We start from the raw sequence: 23,517 nt of genomic DNA on the forward strand, positions 1-23,517 counted from the left end.
GCCCCTTTCGTCAGATGACACCCGCGAAGCGGAGCAGGATGCCGGTGATGCATGAAGCGGCGAGGACGACGAGCATCCCCGCGTTGAAGCGGAAGATCGCAATTGCGGCCGCGACCGAAAGCGCGAGCGCCGGCAGGTCGACGCTGCGTAGCACCGGCGCATCGAAGGCCAGACCGAAGCTCTGGATCGCAACGGTCTGCCGGAACAGCGTATGCAGCGCGAACCATATCGAGAGGTTCAGGATCACCCCGACCACCGCGGCCGTGATCGCCGACAGCGCGCCTGCGAGCGCCTTGTTGCCGCGCAAGGCTTCGATGTAGGGCGCGCCGACGAAGATCCAGAGAAAGCACGGCGTGAAGGTGACCCAGGTCGCGAGCAGGCCGCCGAGCGTGCCGGCGAGGATCGGTGACAATCCGCTGGCTTCGCGCAGCGCTGCCATGAAGCCCACGAACTGGACCACCATGATCAGCGGACCGGGCGTGGTCTCCGCCATGCCCAGGCCGTCGAGCATCTCGCGCGGCTGGACCCAATGATAGTATTCGGCGGCCTGCTGCGCGACGTAGGCGAGAACCGCGTAGGCGCCGCCGAACGTCACCAGCGCCATCTTGCTGAAGAAGATCGCGATCTGGCTGAACACGTCGTTGGGCCCGAGGCCGATGAGGAGCGCGAACACCGGAATGAGCCAGAGCGCGAGCCACACGGCCCCGACGCGCAGCGTCCTGGCCGGATTCGGCCTGATGTGATCGGGCACGGCTTCGCCGAGCATGCTGTCGATCGCGGCGGAGCTCTTCCCGCCGTGCTCGACGGGCGCGAACTCCGTCCTGCCGAGCCGCGCGCCGGCAAAGCCGATGGCGGCAGCGGCGATGACGATCACCGGAAATGGCGCAGCGAAGAAGAAGATGGCGACGAAAGCGATCGCCGCGAGGCCGATCATCACCGGGTTGCGCAGCGCCCGCTTGCCGACGCGCACCACTGCCTGGATGACGATGGCGAGCACCGCCGCCTTGAGCCCGAAGAAGAGAGCTTCGACGAAACCGACATTGCCATAGGCCGCATAGATGTAGCTCAGGCCCATGATCGCGAAGATGCCGGGCAGGATGAACAGGCCGCCCGCCACGATGCCGCCGACGGTCCGATGCAGCAGCCAGCCGATATAGGTGGCGAGCTGCTGCGCCTCCGGACCGGGCAGCAGCATGCAGTAGTTGAGCGCATGCAGGAAACGCGCTTCCGAAATCCAGTTCTTCTCTTCGACCAGGATCCGGTGCATCACGGCGATCTGACCGGCCGGCCCGCCGAAGCTGAGGATCGCTACGCGAATCCAGACCACGAGCGCTTCGGTGAAGGCGATCCCGTGAGCTTGGGCCTGCGGGGCGGCCTTTCGGTTTGCCGCGACATCGGTCATGGCATCGCCTTGTTGGTCGGCCAGTTGTGCGTCTCCTTGGTCGCGTCTCGGCACCAGCGATAGAACGCATCATAGAGGAGCAGGCCGGCATTCAGCTGCGCGAGATCGTCGTCGAACATCCGGGAGAGCCCGAGCGAGGCGGCGAGCAGCCCCGGCGCTTCCGGACAGAGCTCGAGCCGCGCAGTGTCCGCCGCGCGGACTATGGTGGCGAGACGTTCAAGGGCTGGCGTCGTCAGGCCGAATTCCTTCACCATGATATCGAAGGTGCAGAGCCCGCCGCGATGGCTCCAGAACACGTTCTCGATGTCGAAGGGCGTCGCCTCGAAGCGCTCGGCAACGGCAGCGACCTCGGACGAGGCCACGAACAGGAAGACGGCGGCAGGGTCGACGAAGCGCCGGATCAGCCAGGGGCATGCGATGCGATCGATCTTGGGGCGCGCGCGTGTGACCCAGACGGTGCGGCCGTGCTCGTCCCGTTTGGGAATCTTTGCGATCGGGACGGTCGGGTGCTCGGCCTGGACCCAGCCGGCATGGCCGCCTTCCAGGATCTCGGCGGCGACGCCCGCGTAGCGCAGCCATGCGGCTGTGCCCTCGCTGAGCTTTTGGCCCCTCTCGCAGATGACGACGACGGAGTGCCCAGCAAGGCTTGGAGCCCACGATTGAACGTCGAGGTGCGAGTGCCGGCTCGCACCCGGGATCAGCCGCGGGTGTGCAGCAAAATCCTCGTCGGTGCGGACATCGATCAGCGCCGGCGCGTTGGACGTGCCGATCAGCCGGGACAGTTTTTCCGATGAGATGGAGGTATATGAAGTAGACATGCTGCGCCCTTTCAAAAATCAGGACGCGATACTTGGGCATGTCGCCTCGCGGGGAGATCGCAATCCCCGTGGGCCTCATCAAATCGCCTTCGGCCGTCACTGTCAATGCAGTCCGGGCCGATGACGATGTCTTGAGGGATGCGGTTCCACACGACAGGAGCCGCGGATTGAAACCGCCTGCTTCACATAGGTGAAGCGACGTCCATCACCGTCGGACAGGTGCGCGAACGATGATGGGTTCGCTTTCACCATCGGGCGCGAAGATAAAGCTGCGCCCGTCTGCTGAGCTCTTGCTGGCGCTTCCCGCGTTTCAAATGCGCCGTGCTCGGTGTTCCGGCTGCCTGGAGCGCCGACGCAAGCCGATCACTTGGTTCCGTGGATGAAGGCTTCCATCTCTTCCGGCGTGAGCTTGCCGTCCTTGTTGGTGTCCATGGCCTTGAAGATTCGTTCGTGAGCTGCCTGGAACTCCTGCAGCGAGAGGGTGCCGTCGCTGTCGGTGTCCATCAGGGCAAACATCACCCGCATGATGAGAGGTCGTGCCATCGCGCCGCGCCCCATCATGCCGCGCCCCATCATCTGTCCCATCATGCCGCCGCCCATCATGCTTCCGGGCCCCATCATCCCTCCGCCGTCCTGGCCCATGGCGGGCGATTGCGTTTGCTGACCCGGTGGGGGTGTCGTCTGGCTCTGGGCCAAGGCGCCGGCGGTGCCGCACGCCAGTATGAGAGCAGATGTCGTCAGTCCGAGGATGTGCCGGTACATTGAAGCCTCCCTCAAAGGGTGATCACGGTCCGATAATTCCATCCAAGTGGGATTGATCCTATCACGTTCCGTCAAGCGGCGCTCTGGGGTCATCGGCGATCGAGCGCTCCGCGTCCGATTTTCGGCCGCCGCGCCACACAAGTCGCCCAGTCCATCTGCATTCGGGGCGTCTGCCAACGCCTTTCGTAGGAAGACTGCCGTTAGAGGTCGAAATTCGTGGGCATCATCACGACATCGCGAATGGTCATGCCGCGCGGCCGCGTCAGCATGAACATCACGACCTCGGCGACTTCGCCGGCCTCGAGCAGGCTTCCCTGGTCCTTCGCTTCCCGCAGCTTCTCGGCCGGCCAGTCCGCGAGCAGGGCGGTGATGACGGGACCGGGCGAGATCGAGCCGACGCGAATGCCGTGCTTGAAGACCTGGCGCCGGACCGTCTGGACGAAGCAGTTGATGGCCCATTTGGACGAAGCATAGACCGGCTCCCAGGGCGTCGGAAAATGCGCCGCCAGCGAGCTCGTGACGATGATGTCGCCGGTCCGGCGCGCGATCATATGCGGCAGCACGTCGTGCACGTTCTTCATCACGACGTTGACGTTCAGGTTCAGCATCCGGTCGATCGCCGCGCTGTCGGCATCGACCAGGTCGCCGCCGACATAGGTTCCGGCATTGGCATGAAAGATGTCGAGCTGACCGGCCTTCTCCAGGACTCTCGGCAGCAGCGTCGCGCAATCCTTCGCGTCGAGCAGGTCGATGACGAGCGGGATCGCCGCATCGCCATGCTTGGCGCACAGCGCGCTCAGCGCCGCTTCGTCGCGGTCGATCATCACCACGCGCGCGCCTGCAGCCAACATCGCCTCGGTACTGGCCAGCCCGATGCCCGAGGCAGCCCCGGTCACGGCGGCAACCTTGCCTTCCAGTTCTCTCGCCATACGTTTCCGTCCCTTTCCGGTCATCAATAGACCTTGTGCAGTATAGCAGCACCGCAAGGCGCTGTCGGGAGCCGCACTGCCGGCGTCTTGGATGCGGTCGGGCGATGTCTCGCAACAGGCACGTAACCTTTTGGCGCGTGCAGCGAACCACTGAGCAGGCGTGCCGATGGCCGCCAGATCACCTGCATATCCGCAGGCTGAACCCGGAAAATGGAGGAACACGCATGTCCAATCGCACGCTGTCCGCACTCATCGTCAGCGCATTTGCGGTCGCCGCCGGCACGCTCGCCGTCACGTCCGCTTCCGCCGAGATGATGCCCAAGGGCGACATGGAAAAGATGATGAAGGCCAAGCAGGCCGAGACCATGAAGGCGATGAAGGACGGCAAGATGGAGAAGTGCTTCGGCGTTGCGCTCAAGGGACAGAACGACTGTTTTGCCGGGGCTGGCACGACGTGCGCGGGAACGAGCACGGCGGACTATCAGGGCAATGCGTTCAAGCTCGAGCCGAAAGGTACCTGTACGACGATGCAGACGCCGAAGGGGCCGGGAAGCCTCGCCCCGAAGGCCTGAGACGCAGCGGGCGGGCTGTGCACGGCCCGCCTCATCTCTCGATCGGAGTCTGCACGTGTCACGCTCGCAATTCCAGGCGACTGGCCAGATACCTGCCCGCGGAGGCGTCGGTCTGAAGGCCGAGCATTACCGCGGCATCGTCGAAACCTGGCCCGACATCGGCTTCTTCGAAGTCCATGCCGAGAATTACATGGGCGCCGGCGGCCCGCCGCACCGCTATCTCACGGCGATTCGCGAGCGCTATCCGCTGTCGCTTCACGGCGTCGGACTATCGATCGGCGCCGATCGCCCGCTGGATCGCGCGCATCTCAGCCGGCTTCGGCACCTGATCGATCGCTACGAGCCGGGGCTGTTTTCGGAGCATCTGGCCTGGTCGTCGCACGACGCCGCCTTCTTCAATGACCTGCTTCCGGTCCCCTACACGACAGAGACCATGATCCGCATCTGCGCCCATATCGACGAGGTGCAGAGCGCGCTTGGTCGCCGCATGCTGCTCGAAAATCCCTCGACCTATGTCGCGTTCGCCGAGAGCAACTGGTCAGAACCCGCCTTCATTGCCGAAATCGCGCGCCGCACCGGCTGCGGACTGCTGCTCGACGTCAACAACGTTCATGTCGCGGCGACCAATCAGCAGTGGGATCCGCTTGCGTATCTCGACGCCTATCCGCTCACGCAGGTGATGCAGATTCATCTCGCCGGACATGCGCGCGAAGTCGACGAGAACGGGCAGCCGCTGCTCATCGACACGCATGACCGTCCGGTCGACGACATCGTCTGGGCGCTGTACGCACGCGCCGTGCGGTCGACCGGCGCGGTGCCGACGCTGATCGAGTGGGACGCCGATGTGCCGCCATGGCCTGTGCTCGCCGCACAAGCCAGCCGCGCCGAGGCGCTCATGCTTCTCCCTGCGACGGAGGTGGCCTGTGATGCCGCCGCTTGCTGAACGTCTCGACGGCTTTGCGCGCGCGCTGCTCGATCCCGAGCAGCCGGTGCCGGCCGGTCTGGTCGGACCGGACGGCAGGCCGAGCCGGCGACGGTTCGGCGTCTATCGCAACAACGTCGTGGTCGGCTTGACGCACACGCTGAAGGACGCCTATCCGGCGGTGCATCGCATCGTCGGGGCAGAGTTCTTCCAGGCCATGGCGCACCACTATCTGGTCTCCGAGCCGCCGTGCTCTCCGATCCTGCTCGACTATGGCGCCGGCTTTCCCGCCTTCATCAGCGGCTTTGCACCGGCCTCGATACTGCCGTATCTGGCCGATGTCGCACGGCTCGAGCGCGCCTGGATCGAGGCCTACCATGCGGCCGAGGCGGAGCCGATCGCGCCCGCAGCCTTCGCCGCCATCGCGCCGGCCGATCTGCCGGCACTTCGCCTGCGCTTTCACCCGTCGCTGCGGCTCATCGATTCCCGCTTTCCCGTGCTCACGATCTGGCAGATGAATGCGGCCGGAGGTATTCCTGGCTCTGTGGATATTGACGGAGGAGGAGAGGCGGTTCTGATCGTCCGTCCCGACGCCGATGTGGTGGTCCGCTCGATCCCGCCGGGCAGCTTCGATTTCGTCCAGGCGGTCGTGGTCGGCAAATCGATGCTGGCTGCGCTGCAAGGCGCGCTGCGCGCCGATCCCGGTTTCAACCTCGCCGGCACGCTCCACGACCTGATCCAGAGCGGAGCCGCGATCGGCTTCGACCTCGAGCCGATGGCGGGAACAGCATGAGCGCGGCCGCAACCAGCCCGGCGCTCGCGCTCCTCGTGCAGGAGGCTACGGATCGGCTCGCCCGCCTGGCCTGGATCGCGGCCCCGCCGGTGCTGCGCGTTGCGCTGGCGGTCCCGTTCTTCAGATCCGGCCTGACCAAATGGGACGGAGTCCTGTCGCTGTCGCCGGCCGCGATCTATCTGTTTGAGGATGAGTTTAAGCTGCACCTGTTCGGGCGCGCCTACGACTTTCCGTGGCCTGCCGCATTTGCGTATTTCGATGGCGTCGCCGAGATCGTGTTGCCCGTGCTGCTGATGGCCGGGCTCGCAACCCGGATCAGTGCGCTTATGCTGCTTGTCATGACCGCAATCATCCAGCTCGTCGTCCCTGAAGGCTGGGCCAATTTTCATCTGCCCTGGGCTGCAATGATCCTGGCGATCATCGCCTTGGGACCGGGGCCTCTCAGTCTCGATCATCTCGTCGCATCGTTCCGCCGGAAGGCCGAGGCGCTGGATGAGCAGTGACCCGAATGGTCCCGCGCCGCGGCTGAGGCTCGTCACCGCGGATGATCGCATGGGCGTCGAGGTCAAGCCCGGGCGGCGTGCGCTCGATTGGGCGATCCTGATGGCGCATGCCCAGGACGGCGATCGCGTGGCGTATCAGCGACTGCTGCAGGAGATCTCGCCCTATCTGCGCTCGCTTGCCGCCCGGCGCTGCAACGACCGCAGCGACATCGAGGACGCGGTGCAGGACGTCCTGTTGACCATTCATTCGATCCGGCACACCTATGATCCGACAAGGCCTTTCGCGCCATGGCTGGTGACCATCGCAAACCGCCGCCTGATCGACCGGATGCGACGACAGATCCGTCAGCGCGGGCGCGAGATCGCGCTGGCGCCGGAGCATGAGGTCGCTGCCGAGCCCGAGACCGGCGTGGAGGCAACGCCCGATCGCCGCGAGCTCGAGCGTGCGATCGATATTCTCCCGCCGGCGCAGCAACAGGCCGTGCGGCTGCTCAAGCTGAAGGAGCTGTCGCTCAAGGAGGCCTCGGCGGCGACCGGAATGTCCACGACCTCACTGAAGGTGAATATGCACCGCGCTCTGAAGAGCCTTCAGAAGCTGCTCATGCCGCGGGACGAGCCATGATCAAGACGACCGATCTGATCGACTCTCTTGCGACCGACATGCGGCCGGTGAAACGGCTGCGACCGCCGCTGCTGCGCGCGTGCGGCTGGCTGCTCGGGGCGGCCGCCGTCGTGGCGCTGCTTGCAGTCAATCAGGGGATCCGACCTGACCTGGCTCAGCGTCTGCACGATACGCCCTTTGTCATGAGCCTCGCCGGCTCGATCCTGACCGGCGTGCTGGCCGTCATCGCGGCGTTTCTGGTCAGCCTTCCCGACCGCTCACGATTGTGGATGCTTCTGCCGCTGCCCGCCCTCGTGCTTTGGCTGTCCAACATCGGTTATCAGTGCCTCACGGACTGGGTCTCGATCGGCCCCGACGGAATGAGCCCGGGAGAAGCCGCGAGGTGTTTCACGACGCTCCTGGTGACGAGCCTGCCGCTGTCGCTCGCCTTGCTCGTGATGCTGCGTTATGCCGCCCGGCTTCGTCCGACGATGGTCGCCCTTATGGGAAGCCTTGCCGTATCCGCGATCACCTCGACTGCCCTGGCCCTGTTCCATACCATCGATGCCACGGTGATGATCCTGATGTGGAATCTGGGAACGGCGGCCCTGCTAATGGGGGCGGCCGCTCTGTTCGGCCGGCGGATGTTTCTCTGGGTCGCGCCGCGCGCGTTCGCTCAGGATTGAGGTCGCGCGCGGCGCGACCCGCTCTGGCCGGGCAGGTGGCGAGCGTAACCTTTGCCGCGGCCGCAGCGAATAGACAGCGGGCTTCGGCGCGGACAAGCCCCATTCCGGACATGCATCGCACATCGACATTCACTGCCGCCAGGAGAGTGGGATAATGCAACGATCGAAGAACTTGACCTTGTGGGCCGGCGCGGCGCTCATGCTGGCGGCAGTCGCGCCGTTCGGTGCGAGCGTCGCGGCTGATGCAAGCCATCTGACATTCGCCACGCATGCTGCGTTCTTCTCGGCAGAGACGAAGCAGCCCAAGCCGCTCGATCCTCATGCCTTCGTCGCCGATGCCGCGGCGCCGGCCGCTGTCGGACCGCAGAACATTTCGCATGTTGCTGGTTTTCGGCCGGCCTTCATCGATCAGGATCCGAAGACCGCCGCGGTCTCCAATGCGAAGGGGGAACCGATCGGATTCACGCTCGGTGACTGGCTTGCGGCGAGCGGCACCGTGATCCTCACGCCGGTGGCCGGAGGCAAGGTCGAGATTTCACTCAGCTTCGACCATCTGAAGCCGGGCGGCCATTACAGCCTGTTCGAGAACCACTTCGATCAGAAGCCCATCGGCTTCACCCCGCTCGACGGGACCGCGAAGACCAGCGACTTCGTCGCCGCCGCCGATGGCACTGCGAAACTGACGATCGCCGCCCCGCAGCCGCTGACGCACGACAACGCGGTGCTGCTGGTCTATCACAGCGACGGGACGGCGCATGGCGCGCAACGTGGCGAGATCGGCATCGCCGCCCATCATCAGTTGATTGCCAGGATTCCGGAATAGCAGGCGGGATACGGGCACCTCGTCGCAAATTCGTCGAGGTTAGTCCGAGATGTTATCTGCGAGCGTCAGCGCCGCTGGCGCTCGCCCGTAGGGCGCCTCAGTCGCGATGGCGCTTAGACCGGAGGCGGAGGGCAAGGCTGATGCCGCTGATTTCGCCTGCGCCAAACGACGAAGTTCGCAAGCAACTTCAAGGTGGGCGCTCAGTCCGGTCCTGCGGCGAGAAAGATTTTGATTGCTGTTTTTCAGAAATCGTGCTTATCTCTTTGCATCCCGCCTCGTGCAGAGGGACGTACGCGTCGTCACGATACGTGGAGGTGGGCTGCGGTGGACGCGACGCCTGTGCCCGACGAGCGCAGGCCGGCGCGGACGGCGAAGTCGTGTGGTCCTGGCCTCTCGACGCTGAGGTCTGCGCAACGCGCTGAAGGCGCGTTGTCGCAAATGGGGGCAAGAAAGCCCGATCCCCAGGGAGAGCACGAAGGACACCGTTAAAACCATGCGCGCGGGGAAGGCCGGGAGGTCTCGGCCGAACCTGTGGTGACTGCCGCCTGCTTTTCTTTCTGCAGGCGGGCCATGGGGGCGGCGAGCTCCCGGCCTTCCCCGCTCCCTCTCGATTTTCGAAAGGGACATGACCGCCGCATCGCCCGGGCATGACGTGCTGCGGGGTGCAAACGGCTGTTTTCACCTCGGCTGCTTCGACATGGATGGTGGACATCCATGGTCAGCATTTGGACACGTCAGCTTTGCCGCGATCGCAAGATACATGTATTCAGCAGCCGAAAACGAACGAGGAAACGTCGCCATGACCCAGACCGCCGCCGAGATCGAAGACATCAGGCAGATCCGCGAATTGCTGCAGAACTGGGCGATCTGGCGCGATGCCGGCGATTGGGAGCGCTTCCGCACGGTCTGGCATCCCGACGGGCGCATGATGGCGACCTGGACGCAAGGCACCGGCGATGAGTTCATCGAGATCAGCAAGCAGGCCTGGGCCAAGGGCGTCAACATCCTGCATTTCCTGGGCGGCATCTCGGTCGATCTTTCAGGTCCCCGTGCGATCAGCCAGACCAAGATGACGATCTCGCAGCGCGCCGAGGTCGAGGGCGTGTTGTGCGACGTGCTCTGCACCGGGCGCTTTTATGATTTTATCGAGAAGCGCGATGGCAAATGGGGCATCGTGCTGCGCCAGCCGATCTACGAGAAGGACCGCATGGACCCGGTGACACCGGGCGCCGTGCCGGCGCTCGATCGCGCGCTGCTCGAGCAGTTTCCGGTCGGCTACCGCCATCTCGCCTATCTGCAGACCCGGATCGGTTACGCGGTGAAGCGGGATATGCCGGGACTGAAGGGGCCCGAGGTCGAGGCGCTCTACGCGCGTGGCGCCGCTTGGCTCAGAGGCGAGGGGCTCTGAGCCGAAAGCTGTCACGTTGCGGTTTCTTATTACCGTTTTTCGTCGCGACTAGGCCGTACATGTATACATGACGCCCGTTGGTAACGCCTGATTTGCCAGGTCTTGCCTTCAATTGTGGAGTTATTGTATACATACGGCATCCAATAAGGACGACGCGAGGAAATCCCCATGGCCGCCTCCTTTCCCATGAATGCCTGGTACGCTGCCGCCTGGGACGCCGAGGTGAAGCCGGCGCTGCTGCCGCGCACGATCTGCGGCAAACACGTCGTGATGTACCGCAAGGCCGACGGCACGGTGACCGCGTTGGAGGATGCCTGCTGGCACCGCCTGGTGCCGCTGTCCAAGGGCCGGCTCGAAGGCGACACCGTCGTCTGCGGCTATCACGGCCTGAAGTTCAACCCGCAGGGCCGCTGCACCTTCATGCCCTCGCAGGAAACCATCAACCCATCGGCCTGCGTGCGCGCCTATCCGGCTGTCGAGCGGCACCGCTTCATCTGGCTGTGGATGGGCGATCCTGCCTTGGCCGATCCCGCCACCATCCCGGACATGCACTGGAATCATGATCCGGCCTGGGCGGGCGACGGCAAGACCATCCATGTCAAATGCGACTATCGTCTCGTGGTCGACAATCTGATGGACCTCACGCACGAGACCTTCGTGCACGGCTCTTCGATCGGCAATGATGCCGTGGCCGAGGCGCCGTTTGACGTCACCCATGGCGAGCGCACCGCGACCGTGACCCGCTGGATGCGCGGCATCGAGCCGCCGCCGTTCTGGGCCAAGCAGCTCGGCAAGCCGGGCCTTGTCGACCGCTGGCAGATCATCCGCTTCGAGGCGCCGTGCACGGTGGCCATCGATGTCGGCGTCGCGCCGACCGGCACCGGCGCGCCGGAGGGGGACCGCTCGCAGGGCGTCAACGGCATGGTGCTCAACACCATCACGCCGGAGACCGAACGCAGCTGTCATTATTTTTGGGCGTTCGTCCGCAACTACCGCCTCTCCGAGCAGCGGCTGACCACCGAGATCCGCGAGGGCGTCTCCGGCATCTTCCGCGAGGACGAAGTGATCCTGGAGGCACAGCAGCGCGCGATGGATGAGAATCCCGGCCGGGTGTTCTACAATCTCAACATCGATGCGGGAGCGATGTGGTCGCGGCGGATCATCGACCGCCTGATCGCGCGCGAAACGCCGTTGAGGGAAGCTGCGGAGTAATCACCATGACCGAGCGTGACGCCGACCGTTCCGTTTCACAGACCGTGCGGGCGCAGCTCGCCTTGCGTGATCTGATCCTTTCCGGATCGTTGCGGCCCGGTGAGCGCATCAGCGAACTGCAGGCGGTGGAGGCGACCGGTGCATCACGGACGCCGGTGCGCATGGCATTGGTGCGGCTGGAGGAGGAGGGGCTGCTGGAGGCGATCCCCTCCGGCGGGTTCATGGTGAAATCCTTCTCCGAGCGCGACATCCTCGATTCCATCGAGCTGCGCGGCACCCTCGAAGGACTGGCGGCGCGGCTCGCGGCCGAGCGCGGCGTCTCCGTGCGCGATCTCGTGCCTTTGCGCGAGTGCCTGGCGCAGATCGATGAGCTGGTGGCGCAGGACCCGATCTCGATCGAGTCGTTTTCATCCTATGTGGCCCTGAACGCGCGCTTCCACGCGCTGCTCGCCGAGCTCTCGCGCAGCCCGCCGGTGATCCGCCAGGTCGATCGCGCCTGCGCCCTGCCTTTCGCCTCGCCGAGTGGCTTCGTGATGGCGCAATCGGCGCTGCCGGAGGCGCATTTGATCCTCCTGCTGGCGCAGGATCACCATCGCATCGTGCTCGATGCAATCGAGAACCGCGAGGGTGCGCGGGCTGAAGGCATCATGCGCGAGCACGCCCGGCTCGCCGCCCGCAATCTGCGGGCCGCGCTGAAGACGCGCAGCCATTTCGATCTGGTCCCGGCCTCGGTGCTGATCAAGGCGCCGAACGCGAGCTGACAGGAGCCAAGCATGCGGTTTGAAGACAATTGGGAGTCCGCCACGCTGGTCGCGATCCGCGACCTGACACCGGGCATCCGCGAATTCACCCTGCGGCCAGATCGTTACGCCTGCGCGCCCTATCCGCTCGGCAGCCACATCAAGACCGGCGTTCTCGTCGAGGGCCAGCCGGATGTGCGCTCCTATTCGCTGGTCGGCGAAGCCGATCCGGCCGGCTATCGTATCGCGGTCCGGCTCGCCGAGGATTCGCGCGGCGGCTCGCGTTATCTGTGGTCGCTGAAGCCGGGCGCCCGGCTGCAGGTGACGAGTCCGACCTCATTGCTGCAGGTCGACTGGCAGCGTCAGCACTATTGTCTGGTTGCCGGCGGCATCGGCATCACGCCGCTGGTCGGCGTCGCGCAGGCGCTCTTGCGCAAGACGCCGAACGTCTCGCTGCATTATGCGGTGCGGTCGCGCGAGGACGCGGCCTATGCCGAGGAGCTATCCGACGTGCTCGGCGAGCGCGTCGTGCTTTATCCTGCAAATGAAGGCAGGCGGCTCGATCTCGCACAGCTGTTTGCCTCGCTTCCATCCGATGCCGCGGTGCTGTTTTGCGGTCCGATGCGTATGCTGGAGACGGCACGCAGCGCCTGGGCGGCGAGCGGCCGGGCATCGACCGATCTCAGCTACGAGACCTTCGGCTCCTCGGGCCGGTTTGCGGCCGAGCCGTTCCGCGTCCGCCTGAGCGGCAGCGGCGAGGAGATCGATGTGCCGCGTGACCGCTCGATGCTGGACGTCCTGAACGCGGCTGGTCACGAGATCATGGCCGATTGCCGGCGCGGCGAGTGCGGCGTCTGTGCGGTCGACGTGGTCGCGGTCGACGGCGAGCTCGATCATCGCGACGTGTTCTTCAGCGAGCATCAGAAGCAGGAGAGCCGCAAGCTGTGCGCCTGCGTCTCGCGCGCCCATGGTGTGGTCACGATCGATACGCTGGAGCGCGCCGACGCGATCTGAGGCTGATCGGTGTCAGGTCACCGAGTTCACCCACAACACCACCGCCTTGGCCCGCTTGGCGGGATTGCTGAACCGGTGCGGGCGGCGGCTCGCGAAGCGAAAGCTGTCGCCGCTCCTCAGCGTCCAGGTCTCGTCATCGACGGTCAGCGTCATCTCGCCTTCGAGCACGAGCCCGGCCTCTTCGCCGTCATGGGTGTACAGCTCATCGCCGGTCGAGCCGCCGGGCTCCATGTGCACCAGAAACAAATTGAGCTTGCCGTCGGTGCCGGTCGGGTGCAGCAGCTGCTTTGAAATGCCGCTGCGCCAGAGTTTCAGCTCCGCGCGTTCGGTGGCGCGCGTGACGATCCCGGCCGACGCCTCCGCGCCGCCGGTGCCATCGCCGAACAGCGCGGCGATCCCGACGCCGAGCACATCGGCCAGCGTCGCCAGTACCCGTAATGACGGCGAGGACAGGCCGCGCTCGACCTGGCTGAGGAAGCCGACCGAGAGCGCGCTGCGGCTTGCGACTGCCTCCAGCGACAAATTGGCGCCGTGCCGCAGCTCGCGCAGCCGCTGCCCGACTGCCACGTCCATTGCCGGCTCGGCCTGCTTTGCTTTCGCTCTGGATGCCTGTTTGCCCATTCCCGCGTCGTTACCCGGTTCTTTCAGCCTTTTTCATTTGCATGAAAACCGCTTGCCAAGTCCAGCACAAGATGATCAAATTTTCATATAGGTGAAAATGGCCCTGACGATATGCACGCCCTTTCCGAGCGCGCCATCGCAATAGACCCGGGCCAGGAGGAGGCGGAGCCATGCTCGTCAAGCGTTTCACGCAGTTGGTACTGGGAACGTTGCTTCTCGCCAGCCCTGCAACAAGCATTCCGGCTGCGGCGGAGCAGGTGCTCAAGGTCGGCAGCACGCCGACCGGCATTCCCTTCACCTTTCTCGACACCAAGACCAACTCGATCCAGGGCGTGATGGTCGATCTGATCACCGAGGTCGGCAAGGATGCGGGTTTTTCCGTACAGATCGAGCCGATGCAGTTCTCGGCGCTGATCGCTTCGCTCACCTCGAACAAAATCGACATCATCGCGGCTGCGATGTTCATCACCCCGGCCCGCAAGGAGGTGATCGACTTTTCCGACCCGATCTACACTTATGGCGAGGGTTTGGTGGTGCCGAAGAACGACACCAAGGATTACATCGGCCAGGATGATTTCAAGGGCCAGGCGGTCGGCGCGCAGGTCGGCACCGCCTTCGTCGATGCGTTGAAGAAGTCGGGACAGTTCAGCGAGGTGAAGGCCTACGATACGATCCCGGATATTCTGCGCGACGTGAATGCGGGACGGCTGAAGGCCGGCTTCGCCGATTATCCGATCCTCGCCTACAATCTGAAGCAGGGCGCGTTCTCCGATGTTCGCATCGTCGAGAGCTACAAGCCAACGATCATCGGCTCGGTGGGCATCGGGATGCGCAAGGGCGATTCTGAGCTGCTGGGCAGGATCAACACCTCGCTCGCGAAGCTGAAAGCCAACGGCACGATCGCGAAGATCCTCGACAAATGGGGCCTGAAGGCGCAGGCGCTCTGATGGAGAAGTTTGCGCGCGACGCTGCCGAGTTCCTGCCGATCCTGATGCACGGCGTCGCGCTGACGGTCATCGTCACGCTGGGGTCGTTGCTTCTATCGACGCTTCTCGGCCTAGTCTGGGCCATGATGCGGGTCTCGGGCGTCAGCGCATTGGCCTGGCTGAGTGCCGCCTTCATCAACGTGATCCGCGGCATTCCGATCATTGTGCTCCTGTTCTACCTCTATTTCGTGATGCCAGATCTCGGCGTGTCTTTGACGGCCCTGCAGGCCGCTATCATCGGGCTGGGCGTCGCTTATTCGGCCTATCAGGCTGAGAATTTCCGCGCCGGCATCGCTGCGGTCGACAAGGGACAGATCGAGGCGGCGCAGGCGATCGGCATGGGCTGGTGGCTCACCATGCGCCGGGTGATATTGCCGCAGGCGGTGCGCATCGTGCTGCCGCCCTACGGCAACGTCATGATCATGATGCTGAAGGATTCCTCGCAGGCCTCGACCATCACGGTTGCCGAGCTCGCGTTGCAAGGCAAGCTGATCGCGTCCTCGACCTTCAAGAATACCAGCGTGTTCACGCTGGTGGCGTTGATGTATCTGACCATGAGCATTCCGCTGATCCTTCTGGTGCGTCACTTCGAAAAGCGGGCGAGCCACCGATGATCGAGCTCACGGAGGTTCACAAGCGTTTCGGGCGCAACGAGGTGTTGAAGGGGATCTCGATCGCGGTCGAAAAGGGCGAGGTGGTCTGCATCATCGGCCCGTCGGGCTCGGGCAAATCGACCATTCTCCGCTGCATCAACGGTCTGGAGAGCTATGACCGCGGCGACATTCGCGTCGAAGGCTTGCGGGTCGACCGCGCCGCCGCCTCCATCATTGCCGTCCGGACCCAGGTTTCGATGGTGTTTCAACGCTTCAACCTGTTCCCGCATCGCACGGCGCTGGAGAACGTGATCGAAGGGCCGGTGTTCGTGAAGAAAGAGCCGCGCGCGCAAGCCATCGAGCGTGGTCGTACGCTGCTGGCGCAGGTCGGGCTGGTGGACAAGGCCGACGCGCATCCGCCGCAGCTTTTCCGGTGGCCAGCAGCAGCGCGTTGCGATCGCCCGCGCGCTCGCGATGCAGCCGAAGGCGATCCTGTTCGACGAGCCGACCTCAGCGCTGGATCCGGAACTCGTCGGCGAGGTGCTGTCGGTAATGCGCAAGCTCGCCGATGACGGCATGACCATGGTCGTCGTGACCCATGAGATGGGCTTTGCCCGCGAGGTCGCCGACCGCGTCTTGTTCATCGACGGTGGTGTCATCGTGGAGCAGGGGACGGCGAGGAGCCTGCTCAACCAGCCGCAGCATCCGCGCACACAGGATTTTCTGCGTCGCGTGCTGCATCCTTTGTAAGAGATCACTCGATGGCCACACCCGTGCGGCTTCCTCTGCCCCCGAGCCTTTATGCCGACACCGCGGTCCCGCCGGTGGCCTCACCGCCGCTTGAAGCAGACAAACACGTCCCGGTCGCGATCATCGGCGGCGGCTTCACCGGGCTCTCGACCGCGCTGCATCTGGCCGAGCAGGGCATCGAGGCCACCGTGCTGGAAGCCCAGGAGCCCGGCTGGGGCGCGTCCGGCAACAATGGTGGGCAGATCAATCCAGGCCTGAAGCACGACCCCGACAAGATCGAAGCCGATTTCGGGCCTGAGTTGGGGCGGCGCATGGTCGATTTCGCCTATGGCACCACCAATTTCACCCTGGATCTGATCCGACGCTATCAGATCCCCTGCGAGGCGCGCCAGAACGGCACTCTGCGCGCCGCTTACAACGAGGCGGCCGCGGTCGGCATCCGGACCACCGCCGAGCAGTGCATCGGCCGCGGGATGCCGGTGAAGCTTCTGAACCGCGATGAGGTGCGCGCGATGACCGGCACGGATCGCTATCTCTGCGCGATGTTGGATGTGCGCGGTGGCGACCTGCATCCGTTGAGCTATGCGCGTGGGCTCGCGCGCGCCGCGATCTCGGCGGGAGCTTCCGTCCATGGCGAGACGCGGGCGCTGTCACTCTCCCGCGACGGCGGCCGTTGGCGTATCACCACGCCGCGCGCGACCGTGCATGCAGACAAGGTGCTGCTTGCGACCAACGGCTTCACCGACGATCTCTGGCCAGGCCTGGGCCGCACCATCGTGCCGGTGTTCTCCTCGATCGCAGCGACCGAGCCGCTGCCCGACGAGATCGCGCGCGCGATCATGCCCACGCGCTCGGTGCTTTACGAGAGCGGCCACATCACCGTCTATTACAGGATGGACCAGCGTCACCGTCTGCTGATGGGCGGCCGCGGTCCGATGCGCTGGATCAAGAGTCCAACCGATATCTCCTACCTGATCCACTATGCGGAGCGGCTGTGGCCGCAGCTGAAGGGCGTCGTCTGGACTCATGGCTGGAACAGTCGGCTCGCGATCACGGCCGACCACTATCCGCACGTGCATGAGCCGGCCGACAATCTCCTGGTCTCGCTGGGATGCAATGGCCGCGGCGTCGCCTTGTCGACTGCGATGGGCGCGCAGCTCGCGCGGCGGCTGATCGGTGGTGCCAAGGCCGACATCGACATGCCGATCATGGGCATCAAGCCGATGCCGTTTCACGCGTTGTGGCCGGTTGCGGTGACCGCAACGGTGCTGGCGGGCCGGCTGCGAGATCGGCTTGGCGTGTGAACGACTGACGTCGGCGCCGGGCAGCCAGCCTCGCTCTAACCCACGCTGGCGCGCAGCGTTGCGGCCAGGGTCTTCAGCGAGGCGCGAGCCCATGCATCGGCGATCTTCGCATGCATGACGACGTCACGCGCCGGCAACACCGGCAGGCCAAGTTGTGCGCCCACCTCGATTGTGCCGCGCGGAGCCACCCGCCGGCCTAGTGCCGCAACCGCGAGCCCGGCCGCCACCGCGGCGCCAATGGTGCCGATGCCACCACCCACAAACACCTCGCGCCAGGGAATTCGGGCGGCCTTCAGGGCGCCGACAGCCAGGCTCCGCACGCTGCAGGGTTCGGCCTGTGTCGCCAGCGGCAGCGGCTCGCCGGATTGATGAGTGAAGTCCGGGGCGGCGAACCAACCGAATGCTTCCTTGATGATGGCCTCGCCGCCCCGTCGGCGGTTGTCGTGCCGGAACACGATCGCCGCATCGACGAGGCCCCTGTCGAACTCCGCGAGCACCTCGCGCGAGGCCGCGATGCGGATTTCAAGCACCAGGCCGGGTTCTGTGCGCTTCATTCGTCGTAGCAGCAACGGCAGATCAGCGCCGACGATGTGATCGCTGATTCCGATGGTCAGGCGGTGGCGTGACGCGGCCTGGAACGATTGCAGCGCGGCCTGGTGCGCCGCGATGAGCGTCCGTGCCGGCTCCAGGAACGCGTTGCCATCCGCTGATAGCTGGACGTTGCGCGGTGTCCGCTCGAGCAGCCTGCGGCCAAGCTCTTGCTCGAGCCGCCTGATCTTGAGACTGACCGCCGATTGTGCGGTTTCCAGCGCCTCCGCCGCGCGCGTGAAGCTTTTCAGATCGGCGGCCAAAACGAACGCCTGCACCGCTTCGATATCCAAGGCCTTCATGCCTGTACCATTTGAAATGAATATCACTGATATACCATAGCATAGCATTTTTAAATGATAGGGCAGCCGCTATCTTCGATCTGTCCAAACATTCGGGAGCCAGCCATGCCTTTCACACGCGTCTCACTTCGGTCCGGTAAGTCGACGGCCTATCGACACGCCATCCTCGAGGGCATTTACCGCGCGCAACGGATGGTCTTTGACGTGCCCGAGGATGACCGATTCATGGTGGTGAACGAGCATGATGGTCCCGACTTCTGGTACGGCGCCGATTATCTTGGCATTCACCGCAGTGACGATCTGGTCATGATCCAGATGACGGTCAGCAATACGCGCCCGCTTGCCAAGAAGAAGGCGCTCTATCGCGAGATCGTCGCACAGCTGAGCCAAGATCCCGGGCTGCGTCCGGAGGACATCTTCATCAATCTTGTCGAAGTCGTGCCGGAGAACTGGTCATTCGGTAACGGTCTCGCGCAGTATGCGTCAGAAAAGGCCTGATGATTTGGTTAGGGAGTAGCGCCTACTTGCGGCAACCTTTCATTGTCCATCGTTGGGTGCTGTCATCGTGCGACCGACGGGCTTTTGCCCGTCGGTTTGCCGGGCTGCTTGCGCGCCGAGGCGCCCTTTTGCCCCCCGGTTCAATTGTCATCGTTTCGTCACTTGCATCCCGTGACTTGCGTGGCATTCGTTGATGCACCGCAAGGTAATATCCGGCGTACGACGTAGCTTCATACCGGCTTCCGAGGCGGGCGTCGCCATGGACGCTTCGACCTTGGGGCGTCGATATGTTTCGCAGGCAATGCGGGTCGACGGGGCGCAGACCAAGCTGAAGCAGCTGTGCACTGAAGGAGAGAGCGCGGCATGATCCGCGAGAACAAGCTGTATGACGAAATGAAGGTGGGTGATACCGCCTCAATCACGCGTGTCTGTACCGCCAACGACCTCTATATCTTTGCGCACGCTTCGGGGAATTTGAACCCGCTGCATCTGCCGGAGCAGAATGGCACGACGTATTCGGATGCCGTTGCACCATCGATGTGGGTCGGCGCGCTGGTGTCGGCCGTCCTCGGCAACATCCTGCCAGGCGCCGGAACGCTCTACAAAGCTCAGAGCTTCACCTTTACCAGCCGTGTCCACATCGGAGACGAGTTGCATGTCGGCGTCACCGTGCGCGAGAAGCTGCCCGATCGTTGTATCCGATTGGATACGACCATTACTCATCGGAACGGTGATCTCGTGGCTGAAGGCGTTGCCGAAGTGCTGGCGCCAGCCCGAAAAATTTGCTGGGACGACAGTTCCGTGCCTGAGTGCCCGATCCAGCGGCATCGGCATTTTGATCGTCTGCTGAAGGCCTGCGAAGGGCTGCCGCCGCTTGTCACGGCTGTCGTCGTGCCTGAAGACAAGAGCTCGCTCGGGGGCGCGATGCTGGCGGCCGAGCATGGCCTGATCCGTCCCATTCTGGTCGGGGCGGCAGCCATCATCTCTGAGGTCGCCAAGGAGATCGGCGTCGACCTGACCGGTGTGGAAATCATCGACGTGAGGGGCGATGATGCGGCCGCGGCCGCGGCCGTGGCGCTGGTGCGGGCCGGGAAGGTAGATGCGCTGATGAAGGGGCACCTGCATACAGATGCGCTTCTGCATCACGTGGTCAAGCACGACGGCGGCTTGCGTACCAGCCGACGCCTCAGCCACGCCTTCGTGATGGACGTGCCGGGGCTCGATCACGTGCTGATCGTCTCGGACGCGGCCATCAATATCACGCCGGATCTGGCGGCCAAGGTCGACATCACCCAGAACGCGATCGACATGGCGCTAGCGCTCGGCATCGACAAGCCGAAGGTCGGGGTGCTCTCCGCGATTGAGACCGTCAACCCGCAAATTCCATCGACACTCGACGCCGCCGCGCTCGCGAAGATGGCGGATCGCGGTCAGATTCGCGGCGCGGTGGTCGATGGGCCGCTCGCGATGGACAACGCCATAGATGTCACCGCTGCCCAGACGAAGGGGATATCTTCGCTCGTTGCCGGCCACGCCGATATTTTGATCGTGCCGAACCTGGAAGCCGGGAACATGCTCGCCAAGGAACTCGTTTTCGTCGCTCAGGCGGAAGCCGCCGGGCTGGCGCTCGGTGCGACCGTTCCGATCATCTTGACCAGTCGCGCCGACGGCGAGAAGGCGCGGCTCGCGTCCTGCGCCATCGCGGCGCTGTATAAAGCGTGGAAGGATGGCGGTCAGGCGCGGGTTCACATCGATGAGGCGGCTCAATAGTGCAGCACATCCTCACTCTGAATTCAGGTTCGTCCTCGATCAAATTCGCGCTGTTCGAGACGGATGCCGAAATCGCCCAGCGCCTTGAAGGCCAGATCGACGGCCTTGGCACTGCGGTTCCTTATTTGAAGGCGAAGCAGGGCGCTGAGACGGTCGCAGACCAGCAGGTCGATGCAGCCAAGGCGGCCGACCATGAAGCTGCGCTTGACCTCATATTGTCGCTTCTGGGCAAGGTGATCGGTAAGACCGCGATCGAGGCGGTCGGACATCGCGTCGTGCACGGCGGGATCGAGTTCTCCGAATCCATCGTGCTCGACGTCGCCAACATCGAGAAGCTGGCAAAACTCATCCCGCTGGCGCCGCTGCACCAGCCGCACAATCTGTCCGGAGTCCAAGCCGCCCACAAGGCGTTTCCCGACGCACTTCAGGTGGCCTGCTTCGATACCGCCTTCCATCGCTCGCATCCGTGGGTCAACGACGTCTATGCTCTGCCGCGTGAGTTCTATGACGAGGGCATCCGACGCTACGGCTTTCACGGCCTGTCCTACGAATTCATCGTCGAGCGAATGAAAGAGATCGCGCCGCTCTATGAGCAGGGGCGGGTGGTCGTCATGCATCTCGGGAACGGTGCTTCGATGTGTGCCATTCGCGATGGCCAGAGCGTCGGCTCGACCATGGGATTCACCGCGCTGGACGGATTGCCGATGGGCACCCGTTGCGGCCAGCTCGACCCTGGCGTCGTGCTCTATCTGCTGCAGGAAAAGGGAATGACGGCCGAGCAGATCACAGACCTGCTCTACAAGCATTCGGGGCTGAAAGGCCTGTCTGGTCTTTCGCAGGACATGCGCGAATTGGAGGCGGCCGGCAGCCGCGAGGCGGCGGAGGCGATCGACTATTTCGTCTTTCGCATCCGGCGCGAGCTCGGTTCGATGGCGGCGATCCTCTCGGGCCTTGATGCCGTCGTGTTCTGCGGCGGCATCGGCGAGCATGCCTGGCGTATTCGCGAGCGCCTGTGTCAGGGCTTCGAATGGCTCGGTATCGAACTCGACGATATCAGGAACCGGGCCGGCGAGTCCGTGATCTCGTCGGATCGCTCGCGCGCCCGCGTCTTCGTCATCAACACCAATGAGGAGATGATGATTGCGCGCCATACCGCGCGACTGTTGGCCGCAAGCCGGTAGCCCGAGCCCATCGCAGAGGACGGCTGTCCGAATTGCCCTTGCCTGCGCCGCCGATTTGGTATCTGCAGGACAGGATAAGAACAGGATAGCTCGGGGGAAACATGAGCAGCCATATGGCGTCGCAGCAGGCGGATTTGGAGTTCGACTACGTCGTGGTCGGTGCGGGGTCGGCCGGCTGCGTGCTAGCAAACAGGCTGAGCGCCGACGGCAAGCACAAGGTGTTGCTGTTGGAAGCAGGTCCCAAGGACACCAATATCTGGATCCATGTGCCGCTCGGCTACGGCAAGCTGTTCAAGGACAAGACGGTCAACTGGATGTACCAGACCGAGCCCGAGCCTGGATTGGATGGCCGCTCGGTATTCCAGCCGCGCGGCAAGGTGCTCGGCGGCTCCAGTTCGATCAACGGACTGCTCTACGTTCGCGGCCAGCATGAGGATTACAATCGGTGGCGTCAGCGGGGCAATGTCGGCTGGGGCTATGACGACGTGCTGCCTTATTTCAAGCGGGCGGAAAATCAGCAGCGCGGCGCCGACGATTACCACGCGGTCAGCGGACCGCTTCCGGTGTCGGATTGGCGGCACGACGACCCGCTCTCGGAGGCCTTCGTGAAGGCGGCTGTCGAGGCCGGCCTTCCCTACAACACCGATTTCAACGGCGCGACCCAGGAGGGCGCAGGCTTCTTCCAGACCACGACGCTCCGCGGCCGGCGTGCCAGCAGCGCCTTCTGCTATCTGCGTCCGGCGAAGCGTCGGGCCAACCTGCACATCGAGACCGATGCGCTGGCGCAGCGCATCGTTTTCGAAGGCCGCCGTGCCCGTGCGGTCGAATTCCGCCAGCATGGGCGTGTGCGCACCGCGCGCGCCCGCAGGGAAATCCTGGTTGCCAGCGGTGCCTACAATTCGCCGCAGCTCCTGCAACTGTCCGGCGTCGGTCCGGCCGAGCTCCTGAAGCGCCATGGCATCGATATCGTGCTCGACGCGCCCGGCGTCGGCAACGATCTGCAGGACCATATGCAGGTGCGGATCGTCATGCGCTGCAGTCAGCGGATCACGCTGAACGATATCGTCCACCATCCGCTACGCCGGGTGCTGGCCGGCGCTCACTATGTCGCGTTCCGAAAAGGACCGCTGACGATCGCGGCCGGCACCGCAGGTGCCTTCTTCAAGACCGATCCGCGGCTCGCGAGCCCCGACATCCAGATCCATTTCATCCCGTTTTCGACGGATAAAATGGGCGAGCAGCTGCATACCTATTCGGGCTTCACCGCCTCCGTCTGCCAGTTGCGGCCCGAAAGCCGCGGCTCGCTCAAGATCAGGAGCGCCGATCCGGCCGCGCCGCCGGAGATCCGCATCAATTATCTGGCCAGCGAAACCGATCGGCGGGCCAATGTCGACGGCCTCCGCATCCTGCGGAAGATCCTGGCCGCGCCGGCGCTGCAGCCCTATGTGACCGATGAGGCCTATCCGGGATCGAAAGTGATTGCCGACGAGGACATCCTGGCCTATTGCCGGCAGACCGGGAGCACGATCTATCATCCGACCTCGACATGCCGGATGGGGAATGATGCGCTGGCCGTGGTCGATGAGCGCTTGCGGGTGCGCGGCATCGAAGGTCTGCGCGTCGTCGACGCTTCGATCATGCCCGATCTGGTCTCGGGTAATACCAACGCGCCGGTGATCATGATTGCGGAAAAGGCCTCCGACATGATCTTGCAGGATGCGCACTGAGCAGGAAGTAGA

General features: G+C 64.3%; 24 protein-coding genes and 1 pseudogene. 19 read left to right on the forward strand and 6 right to left on the reverse strand.

From position 1 onward, the window contains the following. Positions 1-10: 10 nt before the first annotated feature. The 4 genes from chrA to QX071_RS11850 all read right to left on the reverse strand — a co-directional run bounded on the left by chrA (position 11) and on the right by QX071_RS11850 (position 3,911). Complete coding sequence (chrA, locus tag QX071_RS11835; protein WP_315700641.1) at positions 11-1,402, reverse strand: chromate efflux transporter; 1,392 nt, start codon at positions 1,400-1,402, stop codon at positions 11-13. Then, positions 1,399-2,220 (reverse strand): sulfurtransferase/chromate resistance protein, encoded by an 822-nt coding sequence (locus QX071_RS11840; RefSeq protein WP_315700640.1) that lies wholly within the window; start codon positions 2,218-2,220, stop codon positions 1,399-1,401. Before QX071_RS11840 ends, chrA begins: the two co-directional genes overlap by 4 nt. Positions 2,221-2,583: 363 nt before the next feature. Continuing rightward, positions 2,584-2,982 carry an EF-hand domain-containing protein gene (locus QX071_RS11845; protein WP_315700639.1) on the reverse strand — a complete coding sequence of 133 codons (399 nt, stop codon included), beginning with the start codon at positions 2,980-2,982 and terminating at the stop codon, positions 2,584-2,586. A 200-nt stretch (positions 2,983-3,182) separates the two neighbouring features. Beyond that, entirely contained in the window at positions 3,183-3,911 is a 729-nt protein-coding gene (locus QX071_RS11850; RefSeq protein ID WP_315700638.1) for an SDR family oxidoreductase, read from the reverse strand. A gap of 224 nt (positions 3,912-4,135) precedes the next feature. Between QX071_RS11850 and QX071_RS11855 the strand changes: the two genes are divergently transcribed. From QX071_RS11855 to QX071_RS11905, 11 genes are all read left to right on the forward strand, one after another. Next, positions 4,136-4,483, forward strand: coding sequence for a DUF2282 domain-containing protein (locus QX071_RS11855; protein WP_315700637.1), 348 nt, complete (start codon positions 4,136-4,138; stop codon positions 4,481-4,483). A 55-nt stretch (positions 4,484-4,538) separates the two neighbouring features. Next, positions 4,539-5,426: a DUF692 domain-containing protein gene (locus tag QX071_RS11860; RefSeq protein WP_315700636.1), complete on the forward strand. Its 888-nt coding sequence runs from the start codon at positions 4,539-4,541 to the stop codon at positions 5,424-5,426. Further along, positions 5,410-6,198, forward strand: coding sequence for a DNA-binding domain-containing protein (locus tag QX071_RS11865; RefSeq protein ID WP_315700635.1), 789 nt, complete (start codon positions 5,410-5,412; stop codon positions 6,196-6,198). Before QX071_RS11860 ends, QX071_RS11865 begins: the two co-directional genes overlap by 17 nt. Then, complete coding sequence (locus tag QX071_RS11870; protein WP_315700634.1) at positions 6,195-6,701, forward strand: DoxX family protein; 507 nt, start codon at positions 6,195-6,197, stop codon at positions 6,699-6,701. Before QX071_RS11865 ends, QX071_RS11870 begins: the two co-directional genes overlap by 4 nt. After that, the gene (locus tag QX071_RS11875; RefSeq protein ID WP_315700633.1) at positions 6,691-7,323 is read left to right on the forward strand and encodes a sigma-70 family RNA polymerase sigma factor; all 633 of its coding nucleotides are present in this window, start codon (positions 6,691-6,693) and stop codon (positions 7,321-7,323) included. Before QX071_RS11870 ends, QX071_RS11875 begins: the two co-directional genes overlap by 11 nt. Continuing rightward, positions 7,320-7,988 carry a DUF1109 domain-containing protein gene (locus tag QX071_RS11880; protein ID WP_315700632.1) on the forward strand — a complete coding sequence of 223 codons (669 nt, stop codon included), beginning with the start codon at positions 7,320-7,322 and terminating at the stop codon, positions 7,986-7,988. Before QX071_RS11875 ends, QX071_RS11880 begins: the two co-directional genes overlap by 4 nt. A 154-nt stretch (positions 7,989-8,142) precedes the next feature. Beyond that, positions 8,143-8,811, forward strand: coding sequence for a hypothetical protein (locus QX071_RS11885; RefSeq protein ID WP_315700631.1), 669 nt, complete (start codon positions 8,143-8,145; stop codon positions 8,809-8,811). Between the two features lie 799 nt (positions 8,812-9,610). Further along, positions 9,611-10,219 (forward strand): nuclear transport factor 2 family protein, encoded by a 609-nt coding sequence (locus QX071_RS11890; RefSeq protein ID WP_315700630.1) that lies wholly within the window; start codon positions 9,611-9,613, stop codon positions 10,217-10,219. A gap of 168 nt (positions 10,220-10,387) precedes the next feature. Continuing rightward, complete coding sequence (locus QX071_RS11895; protein ID WP_315700629.1) at positions 10,388-11,431, forward strand: aromatic ring-hydroxylating dioxygenase subunit alpha; 1,044 nt, start codon at positions 10,388-10,390, stop codon at positions 11,429-11,431. 5 nt (positions 11,432-11,436) lie between these two features. Continuing rightward, on the forward strand, positions 11,437-12,192 hold the full coding sequence (locus tag QX071_RS11900) for a GntR family transcriptional regulator (RefSeq protein ID WP_315700628.1): 756 nt from the start codon (positions 11,437-11,439) through the stop codon (positions 12,190-12,192). 12 nt (positions 12,193-12,204) lie between these two features. Then, a complete protein-coding gene (locus QX071_RS11905) occupies positions 12,205-13,185 on the forward strand; it encodes a PDR/VanB family oxidoreductase (RefSeq protein ID WP_315700627.1) in 981 nt (326 codons plus the stop codon). Between the two features lie 12 nt (positions 13,186-13,197). Here the strand turns inward: QX071_RS11905 and QX071_RS11910 are convergent, their stop codons facing one another. After that, positions 13,198-13,806, reverse strand: coding sequence for a cupin domain-containing protein (locus tag QX071_RS11910; RefSeq protein ID WP_315700626.1), 609 nt, complete (start codon positions 13,804-13,806; stop codon positions 13,198-13,200). A gap of 170 nt (positions 13,807-13,976) precedes the next feature. Between QX071_RS11910 and QX071_RS11915 the strand changes: the two genes are divergently transcribed. From QX071_RS11915 to QX071_RS11930, 4 genes and pseudogenes are all read left to right on the forward strand, one after another. Beyond that, entirely contained in the window at positions 13,977-14,753 is a 777-nt protein-coding gene (locus QX071_RS11915) for an ABC transporter substrate-binding protein (RefSeq protein ID WP_315700625.1), read from the forward strand. Beyond that, complete coding sequence (locus tag QX071_RS11920; protein WP_315700624.1) at positions 14,753-15,406, forward strand: amino acid ABC transporter permease; 654 nt, start codon at positions 14,753-14,755, stop codon at positions 15,404-15,406. The genes QX071_RS11915 and QX071_RS11920 overlap by 1 nt, the downstream gene beginning before the upstream one ends. Continuing rightward, a pseudogene (locus QX071_RS11925) lies at positions 15,403-16,135 on the forward strand (amino acid ABC transporter ATP-binding protein). The gene QX071_RS11920 and the pseudogene QX071_RS11925 overlap by 4 nt, the downstream one beginning before the upstream one ends. A gap of 11 nt (positions 16,136-16,146) precedes the next feature. Then, positions 16,147-17,439 carry an FAD-binding oxidoreductase gene (locus tag QX071_RS11930; protein ID WP_315700623.1) on the forward strand — a complete coding sequence of 431 codons (1,293 nt, stop codon included), beginning with the start codon at positions 16,147-16,149 and terminating at the stop codon, positions 17,437-17,439. A gap of 35 nt (positions 17,440-17,474) precedes the next feature. On the opposite strand, the gene QX071_RS11935 is transcribed toward QX071_RS11930, so the two are convergent. After that, positions 17,475-18,329 (reverse strand): LysR family transcriptional regulator, encoded by an 855-nt coding sequence (locus QX071_RS11935; protein ID WP_315700622.1) that lies wholly within the window; start codon positions 18,327-18,329, stop codon positions 17,475-17,477. 105 nt (positions 18,330-18,434) lie between these two features. Between QX071_RS11935 and QX071_RS11940 the strand changes: the two genes are divergently transcribed. From QX071_RS11940 to QX071_RS11955, 4 genes are all read left to right on the forward strand, one after another. Next, on the forward strand, positions 18,435-18,827 hold the full coding sequence (locus tag QX071_RS11940) for a tautomerase family protein (RefSeq protein WP_315700621.1): 393 nt from the start codon (positions 18,435-18,437) through the stop codon (positions 18,825-18,827). A 363-nt stretch (positions 18,828-19,190) separates the two neighbouring features. Next, complete coding sequence (locus tag QX071_RS11945; protein WP_315700620.1) at positions 19,191-20,597, forward strand: bifunctional enoyl-CoA hydratase/phosphate acetyltransferase; 1,407 nt, start codon at positions 19,191-19,193, stop codon at positions 20,595-20,597. Next, the gene (locus QX071_RS11950) at positions 20,597-21,778 is read left to right on the forward strand and encodes an acetate/propionate family kinase (protein ID WP_315700619.1); all 1,182 of its coding nucleotides are present in this window, start codon (positions 20,597-20,599) and stop codon (positions 21,776-21,778) included. The genes QX071_RS11945 and QX071_RS11950 overlap by 1 nt, the downstream gene beginning before the upstream one ends. A 101-nt stretch (positions 21,779-21,879) precedes the next feature. Then, positions 21,880-23,505 (forward strand): choline dehydrogenase, encoded by a 1,626-nt coding sequence (locus QX071_RS11955; protein ID WP_315700618.1) that lies wholly within the window; start codon positions 21,880-21,882, stop codon positions 23,503-23,505. Positions 23,506-23,517 lie beyond the last annotated feature (12 nt).

The organism is Bradyrhizobium sp. SZCCHNS1022 (genome assembly GCF_032484835.1).
GTDB lineage: Bacteria > Pseudomonadota > Alphaproteobacteria > Rhizobiales > Xanthobacteraceae > Bradyrhizobium.